Source organism: Kitasatospora sp. NPDC058190 (assembly GCF_042883685.1).
GTDB lineage: Bacteria > Actinomycetota > Actinomycetes > Streptomycetales > Streptomycetaceae > Kitasatospora.
The window spans coordinates 25,834-44,082 of record NZ_JBHVVI010000047.1 but is presented as its reverse complement, the minus strand read 5'-3'; the positions used below and the strand labels follow the sequence as shown (position 1 = coordinate 44,082).

At 73.2% G+C, this 18,249-nt stretch carries 16 protein-coding genes and 1 riboswitch; of the genes, 12 read left to right on the top strand and 4 right to left on the bottom strand.

Annotation, left to right across the window (positions count from 1 at the left end):
• The first annotated feature begins 51 nt into the window (after window positions 1–51).
• Entirely contained in the window at window positions 52–1,431 is a 1,380-nt protein-coding gene (locus ACFVWU_RS21975) for an aminotransferase class V-fold PLP-dependent enzyme (protein WP_387623492.1), read from the top strand.
• A gap of 3 nt (window positions 1,432–1,434) precedes the next feature.
• Here the strand turns inward: ACFVWU_RS21975 and ACFVWU_RS21970 are convergent, their stop codons facing one another.
• Window positions 1,435–1,716, bottom strand: coding sequence for an Lrp/AsnC ligand binding domain-containing protein (locus ACFVWU_RS21970; protein ID WP_030240061.1), 282 nt, complete (start codon window positions 1,714–1,716; stop codon window positions 1,435–1,437).
• 41 nt (window positions 1,717–1,757) lie between these two features.
• The gene (locus ACFVWU_RS21965; protein ID WP_387623488.1) at window positions 1,758–2,540 is read right to left on the bottom strand and encodes a rhomboid family intramembrane serine protease; all 783 of its coding nucleotides are present in this window, start codon (window positions 2,538–2,540) and stop codon (window positions 1,758–1,760) included.
• A gap of 202 nt (window positions 2,541–2,742) precedes the next feature.
• Here ACFVWU_RS21965 and ACFVWU_RS21960 point away from each other — a divergent pair, with 202 nt between their 5' ends.
• From ACFVWU_RS21960 to ACFVWU_RS21935, 6 genes are all read left to right on the top strand, one after another.
• Window positions 2,743–3,000 carry a hypothetical protein gene (locus tag ACFVWU_RS21960; protein WP_387623486.1) on the top strand — a complete coding sequence of 86 codons (258 nt, stop codon included), beginning with the start codon at window positions 2,743–2,745 and terminating at the stop codon, window positions 2,998–3,000.
• A gap of 137 nt (window positions 3,001–3,137) precedes the next feature.
• Window positions 3,138–4,637 (top strand): NYN domain-containing protein, encoded by a 1,500-nt coding sequence (locus ACFVWU_RS21955; protein WP_387623483.1) that lies wholly within the window; start codon window positions 3,138–3,140, stop codon window positions 4,635–4,637.
• Window positions 4,638–4,836: 199 nt separating this feature from the next.
• The gene (locus tag ACFVWU_RS21950; RefSeq protein ID WP_387623481.1) at window positions 4,837–5,874 is read left to right on the top strand and encodes an NlpC/P60 family protein; all 1,038 of its coding nucleotides are present in this window, start codon (window positions 4,837–4,839) and stop codon (window positions 5,872–5,874) included.
• 338 nt (window positions 5,875–6,212) lie between these two features.
• Window positions 6,213–6,366: riboswitch (cyclic di-AMP (ydaO/yuaA leader) on the top strand.
• A 10-nt stretch (window positions 6,367–6,376) separates the two neighbouring features.
• Window positions 6,377–7,531 (top strand): NlpC/P60 family protein, encoded by a 1,155-nt coding sequence (locus tag ACFVWU_RS21945; protein ID WP_387623478.1) that lies wholly within the window; start codon window positions 6,377–6,379, stop codon window positions 7,529–7,531.
• Window positions 7,532–7,758: 227 nt separating this feature from the next.
• A complete protein-coding gene (locus tag ACFVWU_RS21940; RefSeq protein WP_387623476.1) occupies window positions 7,759–8,805 on the top strand; it encodes an NlpC/P60 family protein in 1,047 nt (348 codons plus the stop codon).
• A gap of 38 nt (window positions 8,806–8,843) precedes the next feature.
• Complete coding sequence (locus ACFVWU_RS21935; protein ID WP_387623473.1) at window positions 8,844–10,004, top strand: hypothetical protein; 1,161 nt, start codon at window positions 8,844–8,846, stop codon at window positions 10,002–10,004.
• Window positions 10,005–10,037: 33 nt separating this feature from the next.
• Here ACFVWU_RS21935 and ACFVWU_RS21930 read toward each other — a convergent pair whose 3' ends face one another.
• Window positions 10,038–11,393 carry a glycosyltransferase 87 family protein gene (locus ACFVWU_RS21930; protein ID WP_387623470.1) on the bottom strand — a complete coding sequence of 452 codons (1,356 nt, stop codon included), beginning with the start codon at window positions 11,391–11,393 and terminating at the stop codon, window positions 10,038–10,040.
• A gap of 214 nt (window positions 11,394–11,607) precedes the next feature.
• Here ACFVWU_RS21930 and ACFVWU_RS21925 point away from each other — a divergent pair, with 214 nt between their 5' ends.
• Entirely contained in the window at window positions 11,608–12,744 is a 1,137-nt protein-coding gene (locus ACFVWU_RS21925; protein ID WP_387623467.1) for a glycosyltransferase family 4 protein, read from the top strand.
• Window positions 12,745–12,828: 84 nt separating this feature from the next.
• On the opposite strand, the gene ACFVWU_RS21920 is transcribed toward ACFVWU_RS21925, so the two are convergent.
• On the bottom strand, window positions 12,829–14,622 hold the full coding sequence (locus ACFVWU_RS21920) for an AMP-dependent synthetase/ligase (protein WP_387623464.1): 1,794 nt from the start codon (window positions 14,620–14,622) through the stop codon (window positions 12,829–12,831).
• A gap of 323 nt (window positions 14,623–14,945) precedes the next feature.
• Between ACFVWU_RS21920 and ACFVWU_RS21915 the strand changes: the two genes are divergently transcribed.
• From ACFVWU_RS21915 to ACFVWU_RS21900, 4 genes are all read left to right on the top strand, one after another.
• The gene (locus ACFVWU_RS21915) at window positions 14,946–15,380 is read left to right on the top strand and encodes an SRPBCC family protein (protein ID WP_387623462.1); all 435 of its coding nucleotides are present in this window, start codon (window positions 14,946–14,948) and stop codon (window positions 15,378–15,380) included.
• A 34-nt stretch (window positions 15,381–15,414) separates the two neighbouring features.
• Window positions 15,415–16,587, top strand: coding sequence for an ArsA family ATPase (locus tag ACFVWU_RS21910; protein WP_387623459.1), 1,173 nt, complete (start codon window positions 15,415–15,417; stop codon window positions 16,585–16,587).
• Window positions 16,588–16,680: 93 nt separating this feature from the next.
• A complete protein-coding gene (locus ACFVWU_RS21905; RefSeq protein WP_387623457.1) occupies window positions 16,681–17,094 on the top strand; it encodes a DUF5304 family protein in 414 nt (137 codons plus the stop codon).
• 192 nt (window positions 17,095–17,286) lie between these two features.
• A complete protein-coding gene (locus tag ACFVWU_RS21900; RefSeq protein ID WP_380609259.1) occupies window positions 17,287–18,231 on the top strand; it encodes an ROK family glucokinase in 945 nt (314 codons plus the stop codon).
• The last annotated feature ends 18 nt before the right edge of the window (window positions 18,232–18,249 follow it).

Below are 18,249 nucleotides of genomic sequence, written 5' to 3'. Positions count from 1 at the left end.
CCCGACGACTAGCACTCCCGGGGTCCCTCATCCCTGAAGGAGTGCATCCTCATGTCCCTCTCCACCGAAATCTGCGCGCCGCTCGCCGTCCTGGGCCGCGACGTCCAGGTCCCGCTGGCCAGCGGGGAGAAGGTCGGCTACGCGGCGCTCGACTACGCCGCCAGCGCGCCGGCGCTCCAGCGGGTGTGGGACGACGTCGCCGCCTACGCGCCGTACTACGGCAGCGTGCACCGGGGCGCCGGGTACCTCTCCCAGCTCTCCACCGACCTGTTCGAGCAGAGCCGCCGGACCGTCGCCGAGTTCCTCGACCTGCGCGAGGGCGACCAGGTGGTCTTCACCCGCGCCACCACCGACTCGCTCAACCTGCTGGCCGCCGCCGTGCCGGCCGGCACCCGGGTGTTCGCCTTCGAGACCGAGCACCACGCCTCGCTGCTGCCCTGGGCGCACGCCGGGCTGGAGGTCAGCTACCTGCGGGCGCCGCGCTCGCGGGCCGAGGCGGTGGCCGCACTGGACGCCGCACTGGCCGCGGCGCCCGAGGGGCCGAAACTGCTGTGCGTCACGGGCGCCTCCAACGTGACCGGCGAGCTGTGGCCGGTCGCCGAGCTGACCGGGACCGCGCACCGGCACGGCGCCCGGGTGGTGCTGGACGCCGCCCAGCTGGCCCCGCACCACCGGGTCTCGGTGCGCGAGTTGGACGTCGACTGGATCGCCTTCTCCGGCCACAAGCTGTACGCGCCGTTCGGCGCCGGGGTGCTGGCCGGGCGCTCCGACTGGCTGGACGCGGCCCGGCCGTACCTGGCCGGCGGCGGGGCGACCCGGACGGTGGCGCGGGAGGTGGACGGCTCGGTGGCCGTCCAGTGGCACACCGGCCCGGCCCGGCACGAGGCCGGTTCGCCGAACGTCATCGGCGCCTACGCGATCGCCTCGGCCTGCCGGGCGCTGACCGAGGCCGGCTTCGACGCGCTGGAGGCCCGGGAGCGGCAGCTGGTCGAGCGGCTGACGGCGGGGCTGGCGGAGATCCCGCAGGTCAAGGTACTGAACCTGTTCGGGGCGGGCTCGGCCCGGGTGGGCGTGCTGTCCTTCGTCGTGCAGGGCTGGAACAGCTCGCACTTCTCGGCCGCGCTGTCCGCCGAGTACGGCATCGGGGTGCGCGACGGGCTGTTCTGCGCGCACCCGCTGGTGCGCACCCTGCTCGGCGACGAGGACGTCCCCCCGTCCGAGTGCGGGGCGCCCGAGCCCTCGCTGCCGGGCGAGCGCAGCCTGAACGCGATCCGGGTGAGCTTCGGCGCCGGGACCCCGGACGAGCACGTCGAGCGCTTCCTGACCGCCGTCCGCGAGCTGGTCACGGACGGCGCGGCCTGGAACTACCGCAACGAGGGCGGCCGTTGTGTGGCGACTGTGCAGATCGACAGGGGGCGTCGCGAGGGCTGAGCCCTACTCGTCCAGACCGAGGGCGAAGGCCGCTTCCAGGTCGTGCTGGGAGTAGGTGCGGAAGGCGATCTGGGTCTCGGTGTGGGCCACGCCCGGGACCTTGTTGAGCCGGCCCGGGATGACCTCGGCCAGGTCGTCGTGGCGGCGCACCCGGACCATCGCCACCAGGTCGTAGCCACCGGTCACCGAGTACACCTCGCTGACGCCCTCGATGGCAGCGATGGCCTCGGCGATCTCCGGGATGCGGTCGACACTGGTCTTGATCAGGACGATGGCGGTGATCACTGTTCGGGCTCCTTTGTGGGGTGCCGCCAGCGTATCGGGCCTCAGCGGGCACGTCTCGGGGGGTGACCGACGACGGTGCAGGCGTAGAGGAAGCCGGCCGAGAAGCCGATCACATGGACCAGGTAGGCCACCCCGGGCCCGGCCGAGTGCACCGACCACCACTGCAGGGCGAACCAGAGGCCGAGCACCAGCCAGGCCGGGAAGCGCAGCGGAAGGAAGAGGAGCAGCGGGACCAGGGTGGTCACCCGAGCACGCGGGTGGAAGCGCAGATAGGCGCCGAGCACCCCGGAGATCGCGCCGGAAGCGCCGATCAGGACCCGGGTCGCATCCGCCGAGTGCGCCTCGGCGAGGGCGAAGCCGTACGCGGCCAGGCTGCCGGCCGCCAGGTAGAAGAGGAGGAACCTGGCTCGGCCGAGCCGTCGTTCGACGGTGGGACCGAAGACATAGAGGAAGAGCAGGTTGCCCAGCAGGTGCAGCCAGCCGGCGTGCAGGAAGAGGCCGGTGAGGGCGGACACCGCCGGGTGCTTGCCCGGGGTGGGGGCGGCCGGGCAGCCGGGGACGGGGTCGGGCGCCTCGGCGAGCTGTTCGGCGGTCAGCGGGTGTCCGGTCAGCAGTTCGGCCGGGACGGCGCCCCAGCGCTGCTCGTACCTCTGCTCGGCGCAGACCCGGGCCTGGTCCCGGCCGTACAGCGGGTTGAGCCCGGCGGCGGGGCCGAGCAGGAAGACCAGGGTGTTGACCGCGATCAGGGCGTAGGTGACCGCCGGGGCGGGCACCGCCGGGGGGCCGTCCCGCGCGTCGGTGTGGTCGGGGGCCGCGAGCGCCATGCGGCCAAGCATCCCTCCGGACGGCGCAGGTGACACGGCGGTTTACGGCAGGTGGACTAGCCCTCACTGTTCCGGCAACCGGTGGCCGTGACGGTTGCCCCAGGCAATAGGCTGGGGGCGGGCATTCCCGCCTCCCGCCGCCGACGCCGGGGCCCCGGGGGGAGCGCCTAGCCCACCCAGGGACCAGCCGAGAGGATCCCCGATGACCGTCCCCGCTCTGACCGCCGAGACGCGCTGGCGCTGCACGCTGTGCAGCAACCTCACCCGCTTCGACGTGACCCGCACCGCGCGGGTGACCGAGTTCCTGCACTTCGACCTGGCCGGCGAATCCAAGGTCGAGGAGACCGAGGTGCTCAGCGAGACGATCGAGTCGGTGCGCTGCCGCTGGTGCAACGCGGTGGACCAGGTCGAGCTGGTGGCCCGTCCTGGCGCCGAGGGCGCGGAGGCCCCCGCCGCGTAGGGCTGATCCCCGCCGGTGCGGCGGGCGGTGCGCGACGCGCCCGTCCGCCGCACGGGACAATACAGACAAGACGCACGGAGCGTGACGACGGGGGCGGCCGCGGCCGCACCCGCTGGACCAGGATCGGAGCCGAGGACGTGGTGGACGCAGCGAAGGAGCCCGCCGAAGCGCAGGGGCTTCAGCCCGCTGCGCCGGCACCGGAGCCGGGCGCCGAGACGGTCCCGTCGGAGACCCCTCTCACGGAGACCCCCCTCCCGGCGGCCGCTGCCCCGGAGAGCGCGGAGTCCGGTGACTCCGGTGATGCCGACGCCGCTTCGGAGCTCGCGGTCGAGAAGCTCGACCGGCCGCTGCCCGAGGGGGTGCGCCGGCGGGTGGTCGGGCTGGCCTCGGACGCGCTGGGCGGGCTGCCGCCCGCGGAGCTGCCGCAGAGCCTGCGTCAGTACGTCAAGTTCACCCCCGTGCGGCGCGCCAAGTACGCGGCCACCGCGCTGGCGGCGGCGCTGGAGTCCGAGCCGGCCTTCCGGGTGCGGATAGCGGAGCGGCTGCGGCTGGGCCAGCCGGATCTGGTGAAGGCGCTGGAGTCGGGCACCGTCCCCAGCGCCGCCGATCCGATGGACGTCGCAGCCGCGGCCTACCTGGTGCGTTCGGCCGGCTGGAGCCGGCTGGTCGCCGAGGCCGGCGAGGAGGCCGAGCGGGCGGGCGCCGAGGACGCGGCCGCGGAGGCCACCCGGCTGGTGGAGAAGCTGCAGGCCGAGCTGGCCGAGGTGCGGGCGGCCGCGCGGACCGACCTGGACCGGCAGCGCGCGGAGTTCGAGGGCGTCCGGCGGGAGGCCGAGTCGCTGCGCAAGAAGGTGCGCTCGCTGGAGAGCGACACCCGCCGGGCGCAGGCCGAGACCCGGCGGGTGACCGGGGAACTGGAGGCCGCGAAGGCGCAGGCCGTGACCGAGCGCAGCGCGGCCGAGAGCGAGGCGCGGCGGCTGCGGCACCGGGTGTCCGAGCTGGAGAACGCCGCCGAGCAGGGCCGCCGTTCGGCCCGCGAGGGGCGCGGCGTCGAGGACATGCGGCTGCGGCTGCTGCTGGACACCGTGCTGCAGTCGGCGCAGGGGCTGCAGCGGGAGCTGGCGCTGCCGGTCTCCCAGATCCGTCCGGCGGACCTGGTGGAGGCGGTGGTGCCGGGGGCGGCCTCGCCGCACGACGTGGCCCGGCGCGGCCTGGCCGAGGACGATCCGGCGCTGCTGGACCAGCTGCTGGCGATCCCGCAGGTTCACCTGGTGGTGGACGGCTACAACGTGACCAAGACCGGCTATCCGACGCTGCCGTTGGAGCAGCAGCGGATCCGGTTGTTGGGCGGGCTGGCGATGCTGGCCCAGCGCACCCAGGCGGAGGTCACCTGTGTGTTCGACGGGCAGGACCTGGACGTTCCGGTGATCATGGCGCCACCGCGTGGGGTTCGGGTACGGTTCAGTCGGACCGGGGAGACCGCGGACGAGTTGATCCGTCGTCTGGTGCGGGCCGAGCCGCAGGGCCGTCCGGTGGTGGTGGTGTCCACCGACCGGGAGGTCGCGGAGGGCGTGCGGAAGGCGGGCGCGCGCCCGGTGGCGTCGGTGCTGCTGCTGAACCGGCTGGCCCGGCCCTGACCTCGGGTCGGGCGGTGTGGAGCCCGGGCAGTGTCCGTTTTGCGAGGGTGTGCGGATCCCGTGAAGTCAGCGTGGGGGCCGGAGTTCACGCCTTCGGGGAGTGGCAAAACGGATAGATCTTCACTAGGGTCTGGCGTCAAACCTATTTTCCGGAATCTCATCCGATCAGGTGAGTCCGATGGAAGAAGGAGCCGGTCCCTTGGCCTCCCACCGCCGTCCCAAGCAGCCGAGCCGCGCGCGGGTCTCCGTGCTCACCGCTGCCGCTGCGACCGCGGTCGCCCTCTCCGCCCAGGTGGGTGCGCACGCGGCGCCGCAGCCGAGCAAGGACGACGTCAAGGCGCAGATCGACCAGCTCCAGCAGGAGCAGGAGCAGGCGGCGGAGAAGTACAACGGCGCCAAGGAGCGGGCCGACCAGCTCCGCAAACAGGCCGACCAGCTGCAGGACCAGGTGGCCCGCAGCCAGGACCAGATGACCCAGCTGCAGGCGGGCCTGGCCGAGGTGGCGGGCGACCAGTACCGCACCGGCGGCATCGACCCGTCCGTCCAGCTGATGCTCTCCTCCGACCCGTCCGGCTACCTGGAGAAGGCCTCCAGCGTCCAGCAGGCCAGCGCCAGCCAGACCGAGGCGCTCAAGAGCCTGCTCGACCAGCAGCGCCGGCTGGACCAGGAGAAGGCCGAGGCCGCCGCGGTCCTGTCCTCGCTGGACTCCACCACCAAGGACCTGAACCAGGCCAAGTCGGACGTCAACCAGAAGCTGAAGGCCGCCCAGGACCTGTTGAACTCGCTCAGCGCCGCCGACCGCGCCGCGCTGAAGGCCCAGCAGCAGCAGGACGACCGCGCCTCGCGCGGCACGGCCCGGGTCGACCTCAGCAGCCTGCCGCCTGCCAGCGGCTACGCGGCCGTGGCCGTCGCCAAGGCGATGAGCAAGCAGGGCTCGCCGTACCAGTGGGGCGCCACGGGGCCGAGCACCTTCGACTGCTCGGGCCTGATGCTCTGGTCGTACGCCCAGGCCGGCGTCTCGCTGCCGCGCACCTCGCAGGAGCAGGGCAACGTCGGTACCGCGGTGCCCTCGCTGGACCAGGCCCAGCCGGGCGACCTGGTGATCTACGGCAGCGACCGGCACCACGTCGGGATGTACATCGGCAACGGCATGGTGGTCCACGCGCCGCACACCGGGGACGTGGTGAAGGTGATGAAGGCCGACGCGATGCCGATCAACACGATCCGCCGGGTCTGACACCCCGACACGCCGGAAAGTCCGGGTTCCGCTCCTGTGATCCGCGCCACCCTCCTGTCGGGGGTGGCGCTTCGGGTTTGTCCGTTCCGTGGTCGGCCGGTGAGATCCGATCAGCTTTGCGTGCAGCAGCGATCACCATCGGTCATTTTCACAAAAGAACACGGGAAATCTTCCGTCTTTTTTCTGACAAGGATTTGAACGGATCACGGTTCAGTTACTAGGGTCGTGCCCCGAACCACCGCACTGTCGATCACCCAGCCTGGGTGGCGGCGGTGGTTACCGTCGAGTTCGCGAAACAGCGGGGCAGGTCGAAGTGACTGCCCGACAGGGGAGCCCAGTGGTCGGGGGCGCTGCGGAGCGGAGCCGGGGAACCACGTTCCTCCGGGGTGAATCGGCGCCAGGTCGGCCGCTGGAACGGCTGTGAGGCGTCGTAGGGCATGCTTCCGGCCCGAACCCGTCAGCTCACCCGGTAGGCGGACGTAGGAAGAAGGAGTCCGCCTTCGTGGCGTCCCATCGTCGTCCCAAGCCCGCCAGCCGCGCCCGTGTCTCGATCCTGACCGGTGTCGCCGCGGCAGCCGTCGCCCTCTCCGCGCAGTCCGGCGCGCACGCCGACCCGCAGCCGACCAAGGACCAGGTCAAGGAGCAGGTCGACCAGCTCAACGAGCAGGCCGAGCAGGCGACCGAGAAGTACAACGCCGCCCAGGAGAAGCAGCAGGCCCTGGAGAAGCAGGTCTCCGGCCTGCAGGACCAGGTGGCCCGGCAGCAGGCCCAGGTGACCGACATGCAGGGCGGGCTCGCCGAGATCGCCGGGGAGCAGTACCGCAACGGCGGCATATCCCCGACCGTCCAGCTGATGCTCTCCACCAGCCCGGACAACTTCCTCAACCAGGCCGGTGCGCTCAACCAGGCCGGTGACACCCAGAAGAACCAGCTGAAGCAGCTCCAGGAGGAGCAGCGCAAGCTCGACCAGGACCGCACCGAGGCCCAGGGCAAGCTCGCCGAGCTGGAGTCCACCACCCAGCAGCTGAAGACCTCCAAGGAGGAGGTCCAGAACAAGCTGAAGGCCGCGCAGGACCTGCTCAACACCCTGACCGAGCAGGAGCGCCAGGCGATCCGTCAGGCCGAGGAGAAGGCCGCGGCCGACGCCAAGGCCCAGGCCGACGCAGCCGCGAAGGCCGCCCAGCAGCAGCAGGCCGCCGCCGACCGCGCCTCGCGCGACAGCGGCCGCACCGACATCAGCTCGGGCTCGGGTTCGGGCTCCGCGGCCTCCTCCTCGCCGGTCGCCAAGCCGGCCGCCCCCGGCAGCTCGCACGGTGCCGCCGCGCTGGCCGCCGCCGCGAGCAAGGTCGGCAGCCCGTACGTGTGGGGCGCCACCGGCCCGGGCTCCTTCGACTGCTCCGGCCTGATGGTCTGGGCGTTCAACCAGGTCGGCGTGTCGCTGCCGCGCACCTCGCAGGAGCAGGCCGGCGCCGGCACCCGGATCGGCTCGGACATCTCCCAGGCCCAGCCCGGCGACCTGCTGATCTTCTACAGCGACGCCCACCACGTCGGCATCTACGCGGGCAACGGCCAGGTGCTGCACGCGCCCAAGCCGGGCGCCTCGGTCCGCTACGAGGCGGTCTCCAACATGCCGCTGGCCTCCATCGTGCGGGTCTGATCCCCGCCCAGGCCGTTTCGGGCCCGGTCCTCCACCACGGAGGGCCGGGCCTGCGGCTTTTCCGGCGACTTGGACGAATGTCCGATTGGGGGGCGAATATTCGGGTCAGGAGGGGTTTGGACTCGCTTGCCCGGACTCGCTAACGTCTGCCACCGGACTCCCGCTCGACGGCCGCCCGTTGGGGCGCGGCCGCGGGGCCGTGCCCCAGGATTGGAGCCGCCGCCGCCATGTCCGTGCACCGTCGTTCCCAACTGCTCGCCCGTGCGCTGGTGCTGACCGCGGCAGCCGCCACGGTCCTGAGCGTGACGGCCGGCGGCAGCGCCCAGGCCGCTCCCGGCGCGCCGGACACGCCCGATCTCAGGGACGTCAAGGCGCAGGTCGAGAAGCTGTACGACGAGGCCGAGCGGGCGTCCGAGAAGTGCAACGCCGCGCAGGAGGCGCAGAAGCGGCTCCAGAGCGAGACCACGCTCCTCCAGGGCGAGGTCGCCGCCGGCCAGGACCAGCTCAACCAGCTGCGCGGGGACCTCGCGACCGTGGCCGGGGCCGAGTACCGCGGCGGCGGGATGACCCAGACCGCCCAGCTGATGCTCTCCAGCGACCCCGCGTCCTACCTCGCCCGCGCCCGCACCTTCGGGCAGGCCGCCGAGCGGCAGCAGGAGACGCTGCACGAGCTGGTCGGCCGTCAGCGCAGGCTCGACCAGCGCCGAACCGAGACCGCGGGCAAGCTCGCCGAACTGGACCAGGCCCGGCGCTCGCTGGCCGAGAACAAGCAGCAGATCCAGCAGCGGCTGGCCAAGGCCCAGCAGCTGCTCAACAGCCTGAGCGCGGCCGAGCGGGCCCGGATGGTCGTCCAGGACGCCGACGACGCCGAGCAGCGCGCCACCCGCGGCACCGACCGGCTGGACCTCGGCACCACCCCGGCCGCCTCCGAGCGCGGGGCGGCCGCGCTGGCCGCCGCGGTGCGGATGATCGGCTCGCCGTACGTCTACGGATCCACCGGGCCCCGCGCCTTCGACTGCTCCGGTCTGATGTACTACAGCTGGCGGCAGGCCGGAGTGACCCTGCCGCGCACCTCGCAGGCCCAGGCTTTCGCCGGGCAGCGGATCAGCCTCTCCGAAGCGCGGCCGGGAGACCTGGTGATCTTCTACCGGGACATGCACCACGTCGGGATGTACGCCGGCGGCGGGGTGATGGTGCACGCCCCCTACCCGGGCGCCAAGGTGCGGTACGAGAGCGTCAACGCGATGCCGGTCGCGGGAGTGGTCCGGCTCTGAACGCGACGACCTCCGACCCGGCCGACATACCCGGTCGCGTGCTGTCCCGGCGCGCTGCGCTGCTGCTGGCGGCCGGCGGGCTGACCCAGCTGTCGCTGCCCCCGGCCGCGCCGCCGACACCCGGGCGGCCGGTCGACCAGCGAGCCGAGGTGGCCGATCTGCTGGCGGCGCGGGCGCGCTCGCTGCCCGCCTGGTCCGGGCTCACGGGGGCCGAGGCGGTCTACCGCAATCTGGTGCTGTCGCCCGATCAGAGGTCTTCGGCGGCCGACGGGCAGGACCGGCTGACCGCCGCCGTCGAACTGGCGGTGCGGATCGCCGGCTACGACGAGTACCCGGTGGTGTACCCGCGCCGGATCGCGCTGGTCCGGGAGGCGGGTGGCTGGCGGGTCGAGCGGGAGGAGGCCGCGAGCGGCCCCCCGGCGCTGTGGGACCTCGGCCCCGCCCGTACCACCCCCGGCGCGCACTGCCTGGTGCTCGGCCTGGCCGAGGGGCCGGACCCGGCCGGGCTGGTCGCGGTCGGGGACAAGGCGGTGCCGGCCGTCAGCGCGGTGTGGGGCGGCGCCTGGCCGGGCCGACTGCTGCTCGAACTGCCCGCCACCGAGACCCAGTTCGCCCGGCTGCTGGAAGCCGACCCGGCGGGCTGGACGGGCATGGCGGCGGTCACCGTGGCCGCCCCCGGAGCGCCGTGGCACACCCCGGCGGACCGGGTGGTGATCAACCCCGATGCGTTCGGGCGGCTCAGCGACTTCGGCCGGCAGGTGGTCGTCACCCACGAGGCCACCCACGTCGCGACCAGGGCCGACACCCGGGCCTGGACCCCGCTGTGGCTCTCCGAAGGTGTCGCCGACTGGACCGCCTACCGGGACTCCGGCCGCCGCCCCCAGCAGATCGCCCCCGAGCTGGCCCGGGACGTCGCGGCCGGGAAGCTGCCCACCGCGCTGCCCGCCGACGCGGACTTCACCGCCGGTGCCACCGGCATCGCCCAGGCCTACGAGCAGTCCTGGCTCGCCTGCGACCTGATTGCCCGTCGCTGGGGGACCGACCGGCTGGTCGCCTTCTACCGGGCGGTCGGCGCGGGCGACGGGCAGGGCGAGGACGGAGAGCACCGGATCGACCGGCTGCTGCGCGGTGAGCTGGGCGTCGGGCTGGCCGAGTTCACCGCGCTCTGGCGGGCCGAGGTCTCGTCCTTGAAGGGCTAGCCGGGGCGGCCGGCGCCCGGCCGGGCCCGAGGCTCAACGGCCGGCCGGGTGGTCGATGCCGTCCAACAGGTCCTGCTCGTACGCGATGCCCGGGCGGACCGGGTAGGAGGAGGCGGACGGCAGTGCCGGGGTCTTGTCCAGCACCACGGTGGGCGGCAGGGCCGCCGCGGCGCGGGTGGAGCGCCAGAGCCGGACGCCGGAGAGCACGGCGGCGGTCAGCAGCAGCAGGTTGCGCAGGGTCAGTACGGTGACGGCCCAGGGGTCGCTGGCGAGGATCTGGGTGAACATGGTCGGGAACTCGACCAGCGTCAGCGGACAGGCGATCAGGATCAGCAGCGCCACCGGGCGCTGGCTGGTGCCGCGTACGGTCAGGCAGACCGCGGCGACGCCGATCAGCCAGACCAGGTACTGCGGGCTGATCACCCGGCTGGTCACCACGAAGACCAGCAGCGCGCACAGCGCGGCGTCGTACATGGTGGCCGCGTTGCGGCGGCGGGCGGTGAAGCGCCACAGCAGCAGCCAGAGGAAGCCGAGCACGGTGCCGGCCAACATCACCTTGCTGATCACACTGACCCACGGCCCGAGCATCTCGGGGGAGCCGTAGTTCATGGTGACCTTGCCGTCCCAGGCCCCGGCGATCCGGGCGAAGTGCAGCGGCAGCGCGCCGACCGACTCGACCTCGATGCCGCGGCCCGCCTGGAAGGTCAGGAAGTCGAAGGCGCCGTTCATCCCGGCCGCGAGCAGGAAGCCCACCGAGACGGCGGTGGCCGCGGCCAGCGTCCAGGCGCGGCGGGTGCGGCGGCCGGAGGGGGTGCCGATCAGGCCGAGCAGCGGCCAGATCTTGACGATTCCGCCCAGGCCCAGCAGCAGCCCGCCGACCGCCGGGCGGCGGATCAGCGCCAGCAGGCCGGCCAGGGTGAGCGCGGTGACCAGGAGGTCGAAGCGGTTGTAGATCATCGGGCCGAGCAACGGAACGGCGACCACCCACATCCAGGCGCCGGTCAGCGCCCGGCCCTTGCGCAGGCCGGTGCGGATCAGCAGCGCGGCCGCGGCGGCGTCGGCGATCCCGCAGATCACCCAGAACGAGACCAGGTACGACCAGGGCAGCAGGCCCGGCAGCAGGATCACCAGGGCGGCGCCCGGCGGGTACTGCCAGGTCACGTCGTCGAACGGGAAGGTGCCGGTCTGCAGCACCCCGTACCAGGCGTGGTAGATCATCCAGACGTCGGCGGTGACGTCGCCACCGGGCGCCTTCAGCACGCCGGTCATCAGCAGTACCAGCACGGTACGGGTGGCCACCCAGGTCGCCCCGAGGGCGGCGAGCGCCCCGAGCGGGCGGCCGAGGCGGCCGCGCGAAGAGCCTGGCTCGGTGGCCGGGGCCAATTCCACTGCGCTCCCTCGTTCGTCTCGGACGTCCTCACCGGAGGCGTCGTACAGACGGACGCCCGGGCCGCGGTCCTCCACGGCCTAGGTACTAGGACTGACCCGGGGGTCAAACGGTTGCCGTGCGCGGATCCGTTCCCGACGGGTCATGGTGTTGACCTATCGTACGGATCACCCAGCGGTACACCGCGCACCCCCCGACCGAGCGAGCCGTGGCCTGATGCACAGAACCTTGATCGTCACCAATGACTTCCCGCCCCGCCCCGGGGGCATCCAGGCCTTCGTGCACAACATGGCTGTCCGTCAGCCCGCCGGGAGCGTCGTGGTGTACGCCTCGACCTGGCGGGACGGCAGCGAGGTGCGGCGGTTCGACGCCGAGCAGCCGTTCCCGGTGATCCGGGACCGCACGAAGGTGATGGTTCCCACACCCCGGGTCACCCGGCGGGCCGCCGAGATCCTGCGCGCCGAGAAGTGCGACTCGGTCTGGTTCGGCGCCGCCGCCCCGCTCGGCCTGATGGCGCCCACGCTGCGCCGCGCCGGGGCCGGGCGGCTGCTGGGCATGACCCACGGGCACGAGGCCGCCTGGGCCCAGCTGCCGGTCTCCCGGCAGCTGCTGCGGCGGATCGGCGTCGGCACCGACGTGCTCACCTACCTGGGCGAGTACACCCGCTCGCGGATCGCCGCCGCGGTCGGGCCGCAGGCCGCGGCCCGGATGGTGCAGCTGCCGCCGGGCGTGGACGAGACGACCTTCAACCCGGAGTCGGGGGGCGCCGAGGTGCGCAGCCGGCTGGGACTGGCGGACCGGCCGGTGGTGGTCTGCGTCTCCCGGCTGGTGCCGCGCAAGGGCCAGGACACCCTGATCGAGGCGATGCCGCAGATCCTCGCGGACGTGCCGGACGCGGTGCTGCTGATCGTCGGCGGCGGCCCGTACCGGGCGGACCTGGAGAAGCTGGCGGACGCCAAGGGCGTACGGGCCTCGGTGCGGTTCACCGGCTCGGTGCCGTGGGAGGAACTGCCCGCCCACTTCGGGGCCGGGGACGTCTTCGCGATGCCCTGCCGGACCAGGCGCGGCGGGCTGGACGTGGAGGGCCTGGGCATCGTCTACCTGGAGGCGTCGGCGACCGGCCTGCCGGTGGTCGCGGGGGACTCCGGCGGTGCGCCCGACGCCGTGCTGGAGGGCGAGACCGGGTACGTGGTGCCGGGCGGCTCGGCCGCGGCGGCCGCGGAGCGGATCGTGCGGCTGCTGCGGGACGAGGAGCTGCGGCGGCAGATGGGCGAGGCCGGGCGGCGCTGGGTGGAGCGCTCCTGGCGCTGGGACCTGCTGGCCGGGCGGCTGACCTCGCTCCTGGCGGGCTAGTACGGGCTGACGCGGCGAGGGCCCCTCCTCCTTCCCCGGGGAAGGAGGAGGGGCCCTCGTACGTCTGCCTGCTTCTGGCTGTGCCTACTTCTTGTAGAGCGCCTCGATCTCGGCGGCGAAGTCCTTCAGCACGACGTTGCGCTTGAGCTTGAGCGAGGGCGTCAGGTAGCCGCTCTCCTCGGAGAACTCGGTGTCCAGCAGGCGGAACTTCTTGACCGCCTCGGCGTGCGAGACGGCCGCGTTGCCGTCGTCCACCGCGGACTGCAGGGCGGCCAGCAGGTCCGGGTCGTCGGCGAGCTCGGCGACGGTGGCGGCGGCGGGCTTGCCGTTGAGCTCCTTCCACTTGGGGAAGAAGTCCGGGTCGACGGTGATCAGACAGGCGATGAAGGGCTTGCGGTCGCCGACCACCATGACCTCGCCGACCAGGGCGTGGGCCCGGATCCGGTCCTCGATCACGGCCGGGGCGACGTTCTTGCCGCCCGCGGTGACGATGATCTCCTTCTTGCGGCCGGTGATGGTCAGGTAGCCCTCGGAGTCCAGCGAGCCGAGGTCGCCGGTGGCGATCCAGCCGTCCTTGAGGGTGTCGGCGGTGGCCTGCGGGTTGTTCCAGTAGCCGGTGAAGACGTGCGGGCCCTTGAAGAACACCTCGCCGTCCTCGGCGACCCGGACCGAGGCACCGGGCACCGGCTGGCCGACCGTACCGATCTTCGGCTTGTCCCACGGGTTGAAGGTGGTGGCCGCGCAGGTCTCGGTCAGGCCGTAGCCCTCCAGGACGGTGAAGCCGATGCCCCGGTAGAAGTGGCCCAGGCGCTCGCCGAGCGGAGCCCCGCCGGAGAGGGCGTGGGTGGCCCGGCCGCCGAGGGCGGCGCGCAGCTTGCTGTACACCAGCTTGTCGAAGAGCGCGTGCTTGAGCCGCAGGACCAGGCCCGCACCGCCGGTGTCCAGCGCCCGGCTGTAGGCGATCGCGGTCTCGGCGGCCTTGTCGAAGATCTTGCCCTTGCCGTCGGCCTGGGCCTTGGCGCGGGCGGTGTTGTAGACCTTCTCGAAGACTCTGGGCACGCCCAGGATCATGGTCGGCTTGAAGGCGGCCAGCTCGGCGGTGACGTCCTTGATGTCGGAGACGTGTCCGAGCTTGATCGGCGCCATCGCCGGGCAGATCTCGGCGATCCGGGCGAGCACGTGGGCCAGCGGCAGGAAGAGCAGGATGGAGCTCTCGCCGGTGCGGAACAGCGGGGCCAGCCGCTCGACGATGTTGCCGCACTCGGCGAGGAAGTTGCCGTGCGTCAGCTGGCAGCCCTTCGGGCGGCCGGTGGTGCCCGAGGTGTAGACGATGGTGGCGACCGAGTCGGGGCCGGCGATCGAGCGGCGCTCCTGGACCGTCGCGTCCGGGACGTCCTTGCCCGCCTCGGCCAGCGCGGCGAGCGCGCCGCCCTCGATCTGCCAGAGGTGCTTCAGTTCCGGCAGCCGGTCGCGGACCTCCTCGACCACCTTGCGGTGCTGGTCGGTCTCGGTGAGGACGGCGACCGCGCCCGAGTCGCCGAGGATCCACTCGACCTGCTCGGCGGAGGAGGTCTCGTACACCGGCACGGTGATCGCACCGGCCGTCCAGATCGCGAAGTCCAGCAGCGTCCACTCGTAGCGGGTGCGGGACATGATGCCCACTCGGTCACCCGGCTCGATGCCCGAGGCGATCAGGCCCTTCGCGGCCGCGTGCACCTCGGCGAGGAACTGGACCGCGGTCAACTCCTGCCAGTGGCCGTCCACCTTCCGGCTGAGCACCGCGACGTCCGGGTGCTCCTCGGCGTTCCGGTGCACAGGGTCGGAGAGGTTACCGCCGCTCGGTACCTGATAGAGGGCCGGAAGGCTGAAGTCGAGCAAGACTGCTCCTCGTTCGCGACGCTGCGGGACGGCAGGACGTTACTGCCCGGTAGGCAGCTTCGACCAGGGGGGCGGCCCCGGTGTTCGAAGTGTCACACCCGGCCGGGTCGGACCAGGCGGTGACCGGGTCGTTCGACTGGCACCCTACGGCAGGGCCCGGGTGACCGGTCGACGGCATGCCCCGCCGCCCGGCCCGCACGGCCCGGCGCCGGTGCCCGTGCGGCCGAGTGGATCGTCGGTCGCGATAGCCTGCTCCGGGCGGATCGGGTCGAGCGGGCCTCGACCGGACCGGCAGGCAGAGGGACGACACGGAGGGTCATTCCATGGCGGAGCACACCAGGTCGAGCATCACCATCGACGCGACCCCGGCCACGGTCATGGCCGTGATCGCCGACTTCGCCGCCTACCCGGCCTGGACCGGTGAGGTGAAGGAGATCGAGGTCCTGGGGACCGGCGAGGACGGCCGTGCCGCCGAGGTCCGGCTGCTGCTGGACGCCGGCGCCATCCGCGACGAGCACGTCCTCGCCTACACCTGGGACGGCGACCGCGAGGTCCGCTGGACCCTCGTCCGCAGCCAGATGCTCCGCTCGCTGGACGGCTCCTACACCCTCGCCCCGCTGGCCGGCGGCCGCACCGAGGTCACCTACCAGCTCGCCGTGGACGTCAAGATCCCGATGCTCGGCATGATCAAGCGCAAGGCGGAGAAGGTCATCATCGACCGCGCGCTGGACGGTCTGAAGAAGCGCGTCGAGGGCTGACGAGGGCTGACGCGGCGGAACGGGGGCTGACGGTATGACGGCGACGCGCACCATCCTGGTCAGCGGCGACGCGGGCGCGCCCACCGTGGCCGCCGCCACCGCCCTGCACGCCGCCGGGCGCGGCCACCGCACCTGGCTGCTGGCCGCCGACGACCCGCACCGCGCCCTGGACTCCGTCCTCGGCACCCGCCTGGAACCCGAACCGGTGCGCTACGCACCGGGCCTGACCGTCTCCCGGATCGACGAGCAGGCCGCCTTCCGCTACGCCGTCGGCGAGCTGACCGACCGGCTCAAGCCCGCCCTCGACCTGCTCGGCGCCGAACAGCTCGACCCCGAGGAGCTGACCGCCCTCCCCGGCATCGCCCGGCTCGCCCTGTTGCGCGCCCTGCCGGCCGCCGACCAGGACGTCCTGGTGGTGCTCGCCCCGCCGCCCGCCGAGCTGATCGCCACCCTCGCGCTGCCCGAGCAGCTGACCCGCTACCTGGACCGGCTGGTCCCCGAGCAGCGGCAGGCCGCCCGGGCGCTGCGCCCGCTGCTGGCCGGACTGGCCGGCGTCCCGATGCCCGCCGAGTGGCTGTACGGGGGGCGCACCAAGGCCGCCGCGTTGCTCGCCGAGTCCCGTGCCGCGATCGACGACCCCGGCACCAGCGTGCGCCTGGTCGTCCCGGCCGACGGCCACCCGTACCGGGAGCTGCGCCGGATCCGGGCCGGGCTCGCGCTGCACGGGCACCGGCCGGACGCCGTCGTCGTGCACGGCGCCCTGCCGCCGGCCGCCCTCGCCTCGCCCGACCCCTGGCTGGCCGCACTGGCCCGCCGCCGCCAGGAGGAACTGGACCGGCTCACTGCCGACATCGACGCCCCGGTGCTGATCTCCGGCCAGGCCGAGGGCACCCTGGAGGCGGTCGCCGACCACCTGTACGGGGACGGGCCGGGCCCCGAGCGGCTCGCCCCGGTGCCCTGGACGGTCGAGGACCGGCTCGCCGAGGAGGGGCTGCTGGTCTGGCACCTCGACCTGCCCGGCGCCGACCGCGCCGAACTCGACCTGGTCCGCCGGGGCGACGACCTGGTGGTCGGCCTCGGCGCCCACCGCCGGGTGCTCGCCCTGCCCTCCGCGCTGCGCCGCTGCACGGTGGCCGGAGCCGGGCTGCACGAGGGGTTGCTTTCGGTGCGGTTCGCGCCCGATCCTTCGCTCTGGCCGCACGGCTGACGGGTCTTCCGGCTTTTCTTCGGGCGCGGGGCCGTCCGGTAGCGTCGGGCTCGAGGGCCGCGGGGTGCGGCCACGGCCGAGGAGGCGCCCGCGATGACCAGCACCGACGACCGCACCGAGCCCGGCGCCGACCGCAGCGAGTCGGCCGACGGGCAGTCCCACCCCTTCGGGCCCGAGCTGGGTCCGCTGGTGGACGAGGTGCGCCGGTTCGCCACCGCACTCGGTGAGAAGGCGCAGGAGACCAGCGCCACCACCCTGATCACCCTCTCCGGGCTGGCCGACCGCCTGCGCACCCAGCAGCCGGAGGTCTACTCCCACCTCGCCGCCGCCGGTTCCGGGATCGCCGCCGCGGGCGCCGAGCTGCTGGCCGCCTACCGCGCCGCGGTGGCCGGGCACGAGCGGCGCTGGACGGCGGGGGACGGGGCGTCGGTGGAGAAGATCGACCTCGACGCGCCGGGCGGGGCCCAGGGTGCCGACGGGGCTGACGGGCCGTCCGTCAAGCAGTGAATCCGTGAATTTCGCAGCGTGATCGATGCGCTCTCGTGCGTCACGAAGGAGGGGATTAGATACGACTTTTGAAGTGTCACGGCCCGGCTGTCCCAGAAATGTCTTCGAATAATGTATGCGAGGCTATGTACGGGGGCAGGGTTGGGCGGTACCGTTCCGTCCGGCGGGAACGAGTGAATAGCTGAGGGACACATGGCTCTGACCATCGGCGTCGATGTCGGCGGGACCAAGATCGCGGCAGGCGTGGTCGACGATGCGGGTGCGATCCTGGCCCGGACCCGGGTGCCCACCCCGGCCGACCCGCAGTGGGCGGTCGACGCCATCGCGCAGGCCGTGCGCGAACTCAAGGAGCAGCACCCCGACGTCACCGCGGTCGGCGTCGGCGCCCCCGGCTTCGTCGACAGCAACCGCTCCACGGTGATCTTCGCGCCCAACATCGACTGGGAGAACGAGCCGCTGCGCGGCCGGATCGAGGAGCTCACCGGCCTGTCCACGGTGGTCGAGAACGACGCCAACTGCGCCGCCTGGGCCGAGTTCCGCTTCGGCGCGGCCGCCGACCACCACGACATGGTGCTGATCACCGTCGGCACCGGCATCGGCGGCGGCATCGTCCTGGACAGCCGACTGCACCGCGGCCGCTTCGGCGTGGCCGGCGAGATCGGCCACCTCAACATGGTCCCGGACGGCCTGCAGTGCGGCTGCGGCGGCAAGGGCTGCTGGGAGCAGTACGGCTCCGGGCGCGCGCTGCGCCGCTACGGCCGGGAGAAGGCGGCGGCCGACCCGGTGCGCGGCCGGCGGATGCTGGAGCTCAACGACGGCGTCGCCGAGACCATCCGCGGCATCCACATCACCGAGGCCGCCGAGGCGGGCGACCCGCTCGCCCTGGAGTGCTACGCCGAGCTGGCCGACTGGCTGGGCCGCGGCATGGCCGACCTCGCCGCGCTGTTCGACCCGGGCGTCTTCGTCCTCGGCGGTGGCGTCTCGGACTCGGGCCGCCTGCTGCTCGACCCGGTCGCCAAGGCCTTCGAGCACTACCTGACCGGCGGCGTGCACCGCCCGCGCGCCGAGGTCGTGCTCGCCTCGATGGGCTCCGCGGCCGGCATCGTCGGCGCGGCGGACCTCGCCCGAACTGCCTGACTGTTACTCCCCCTTCGC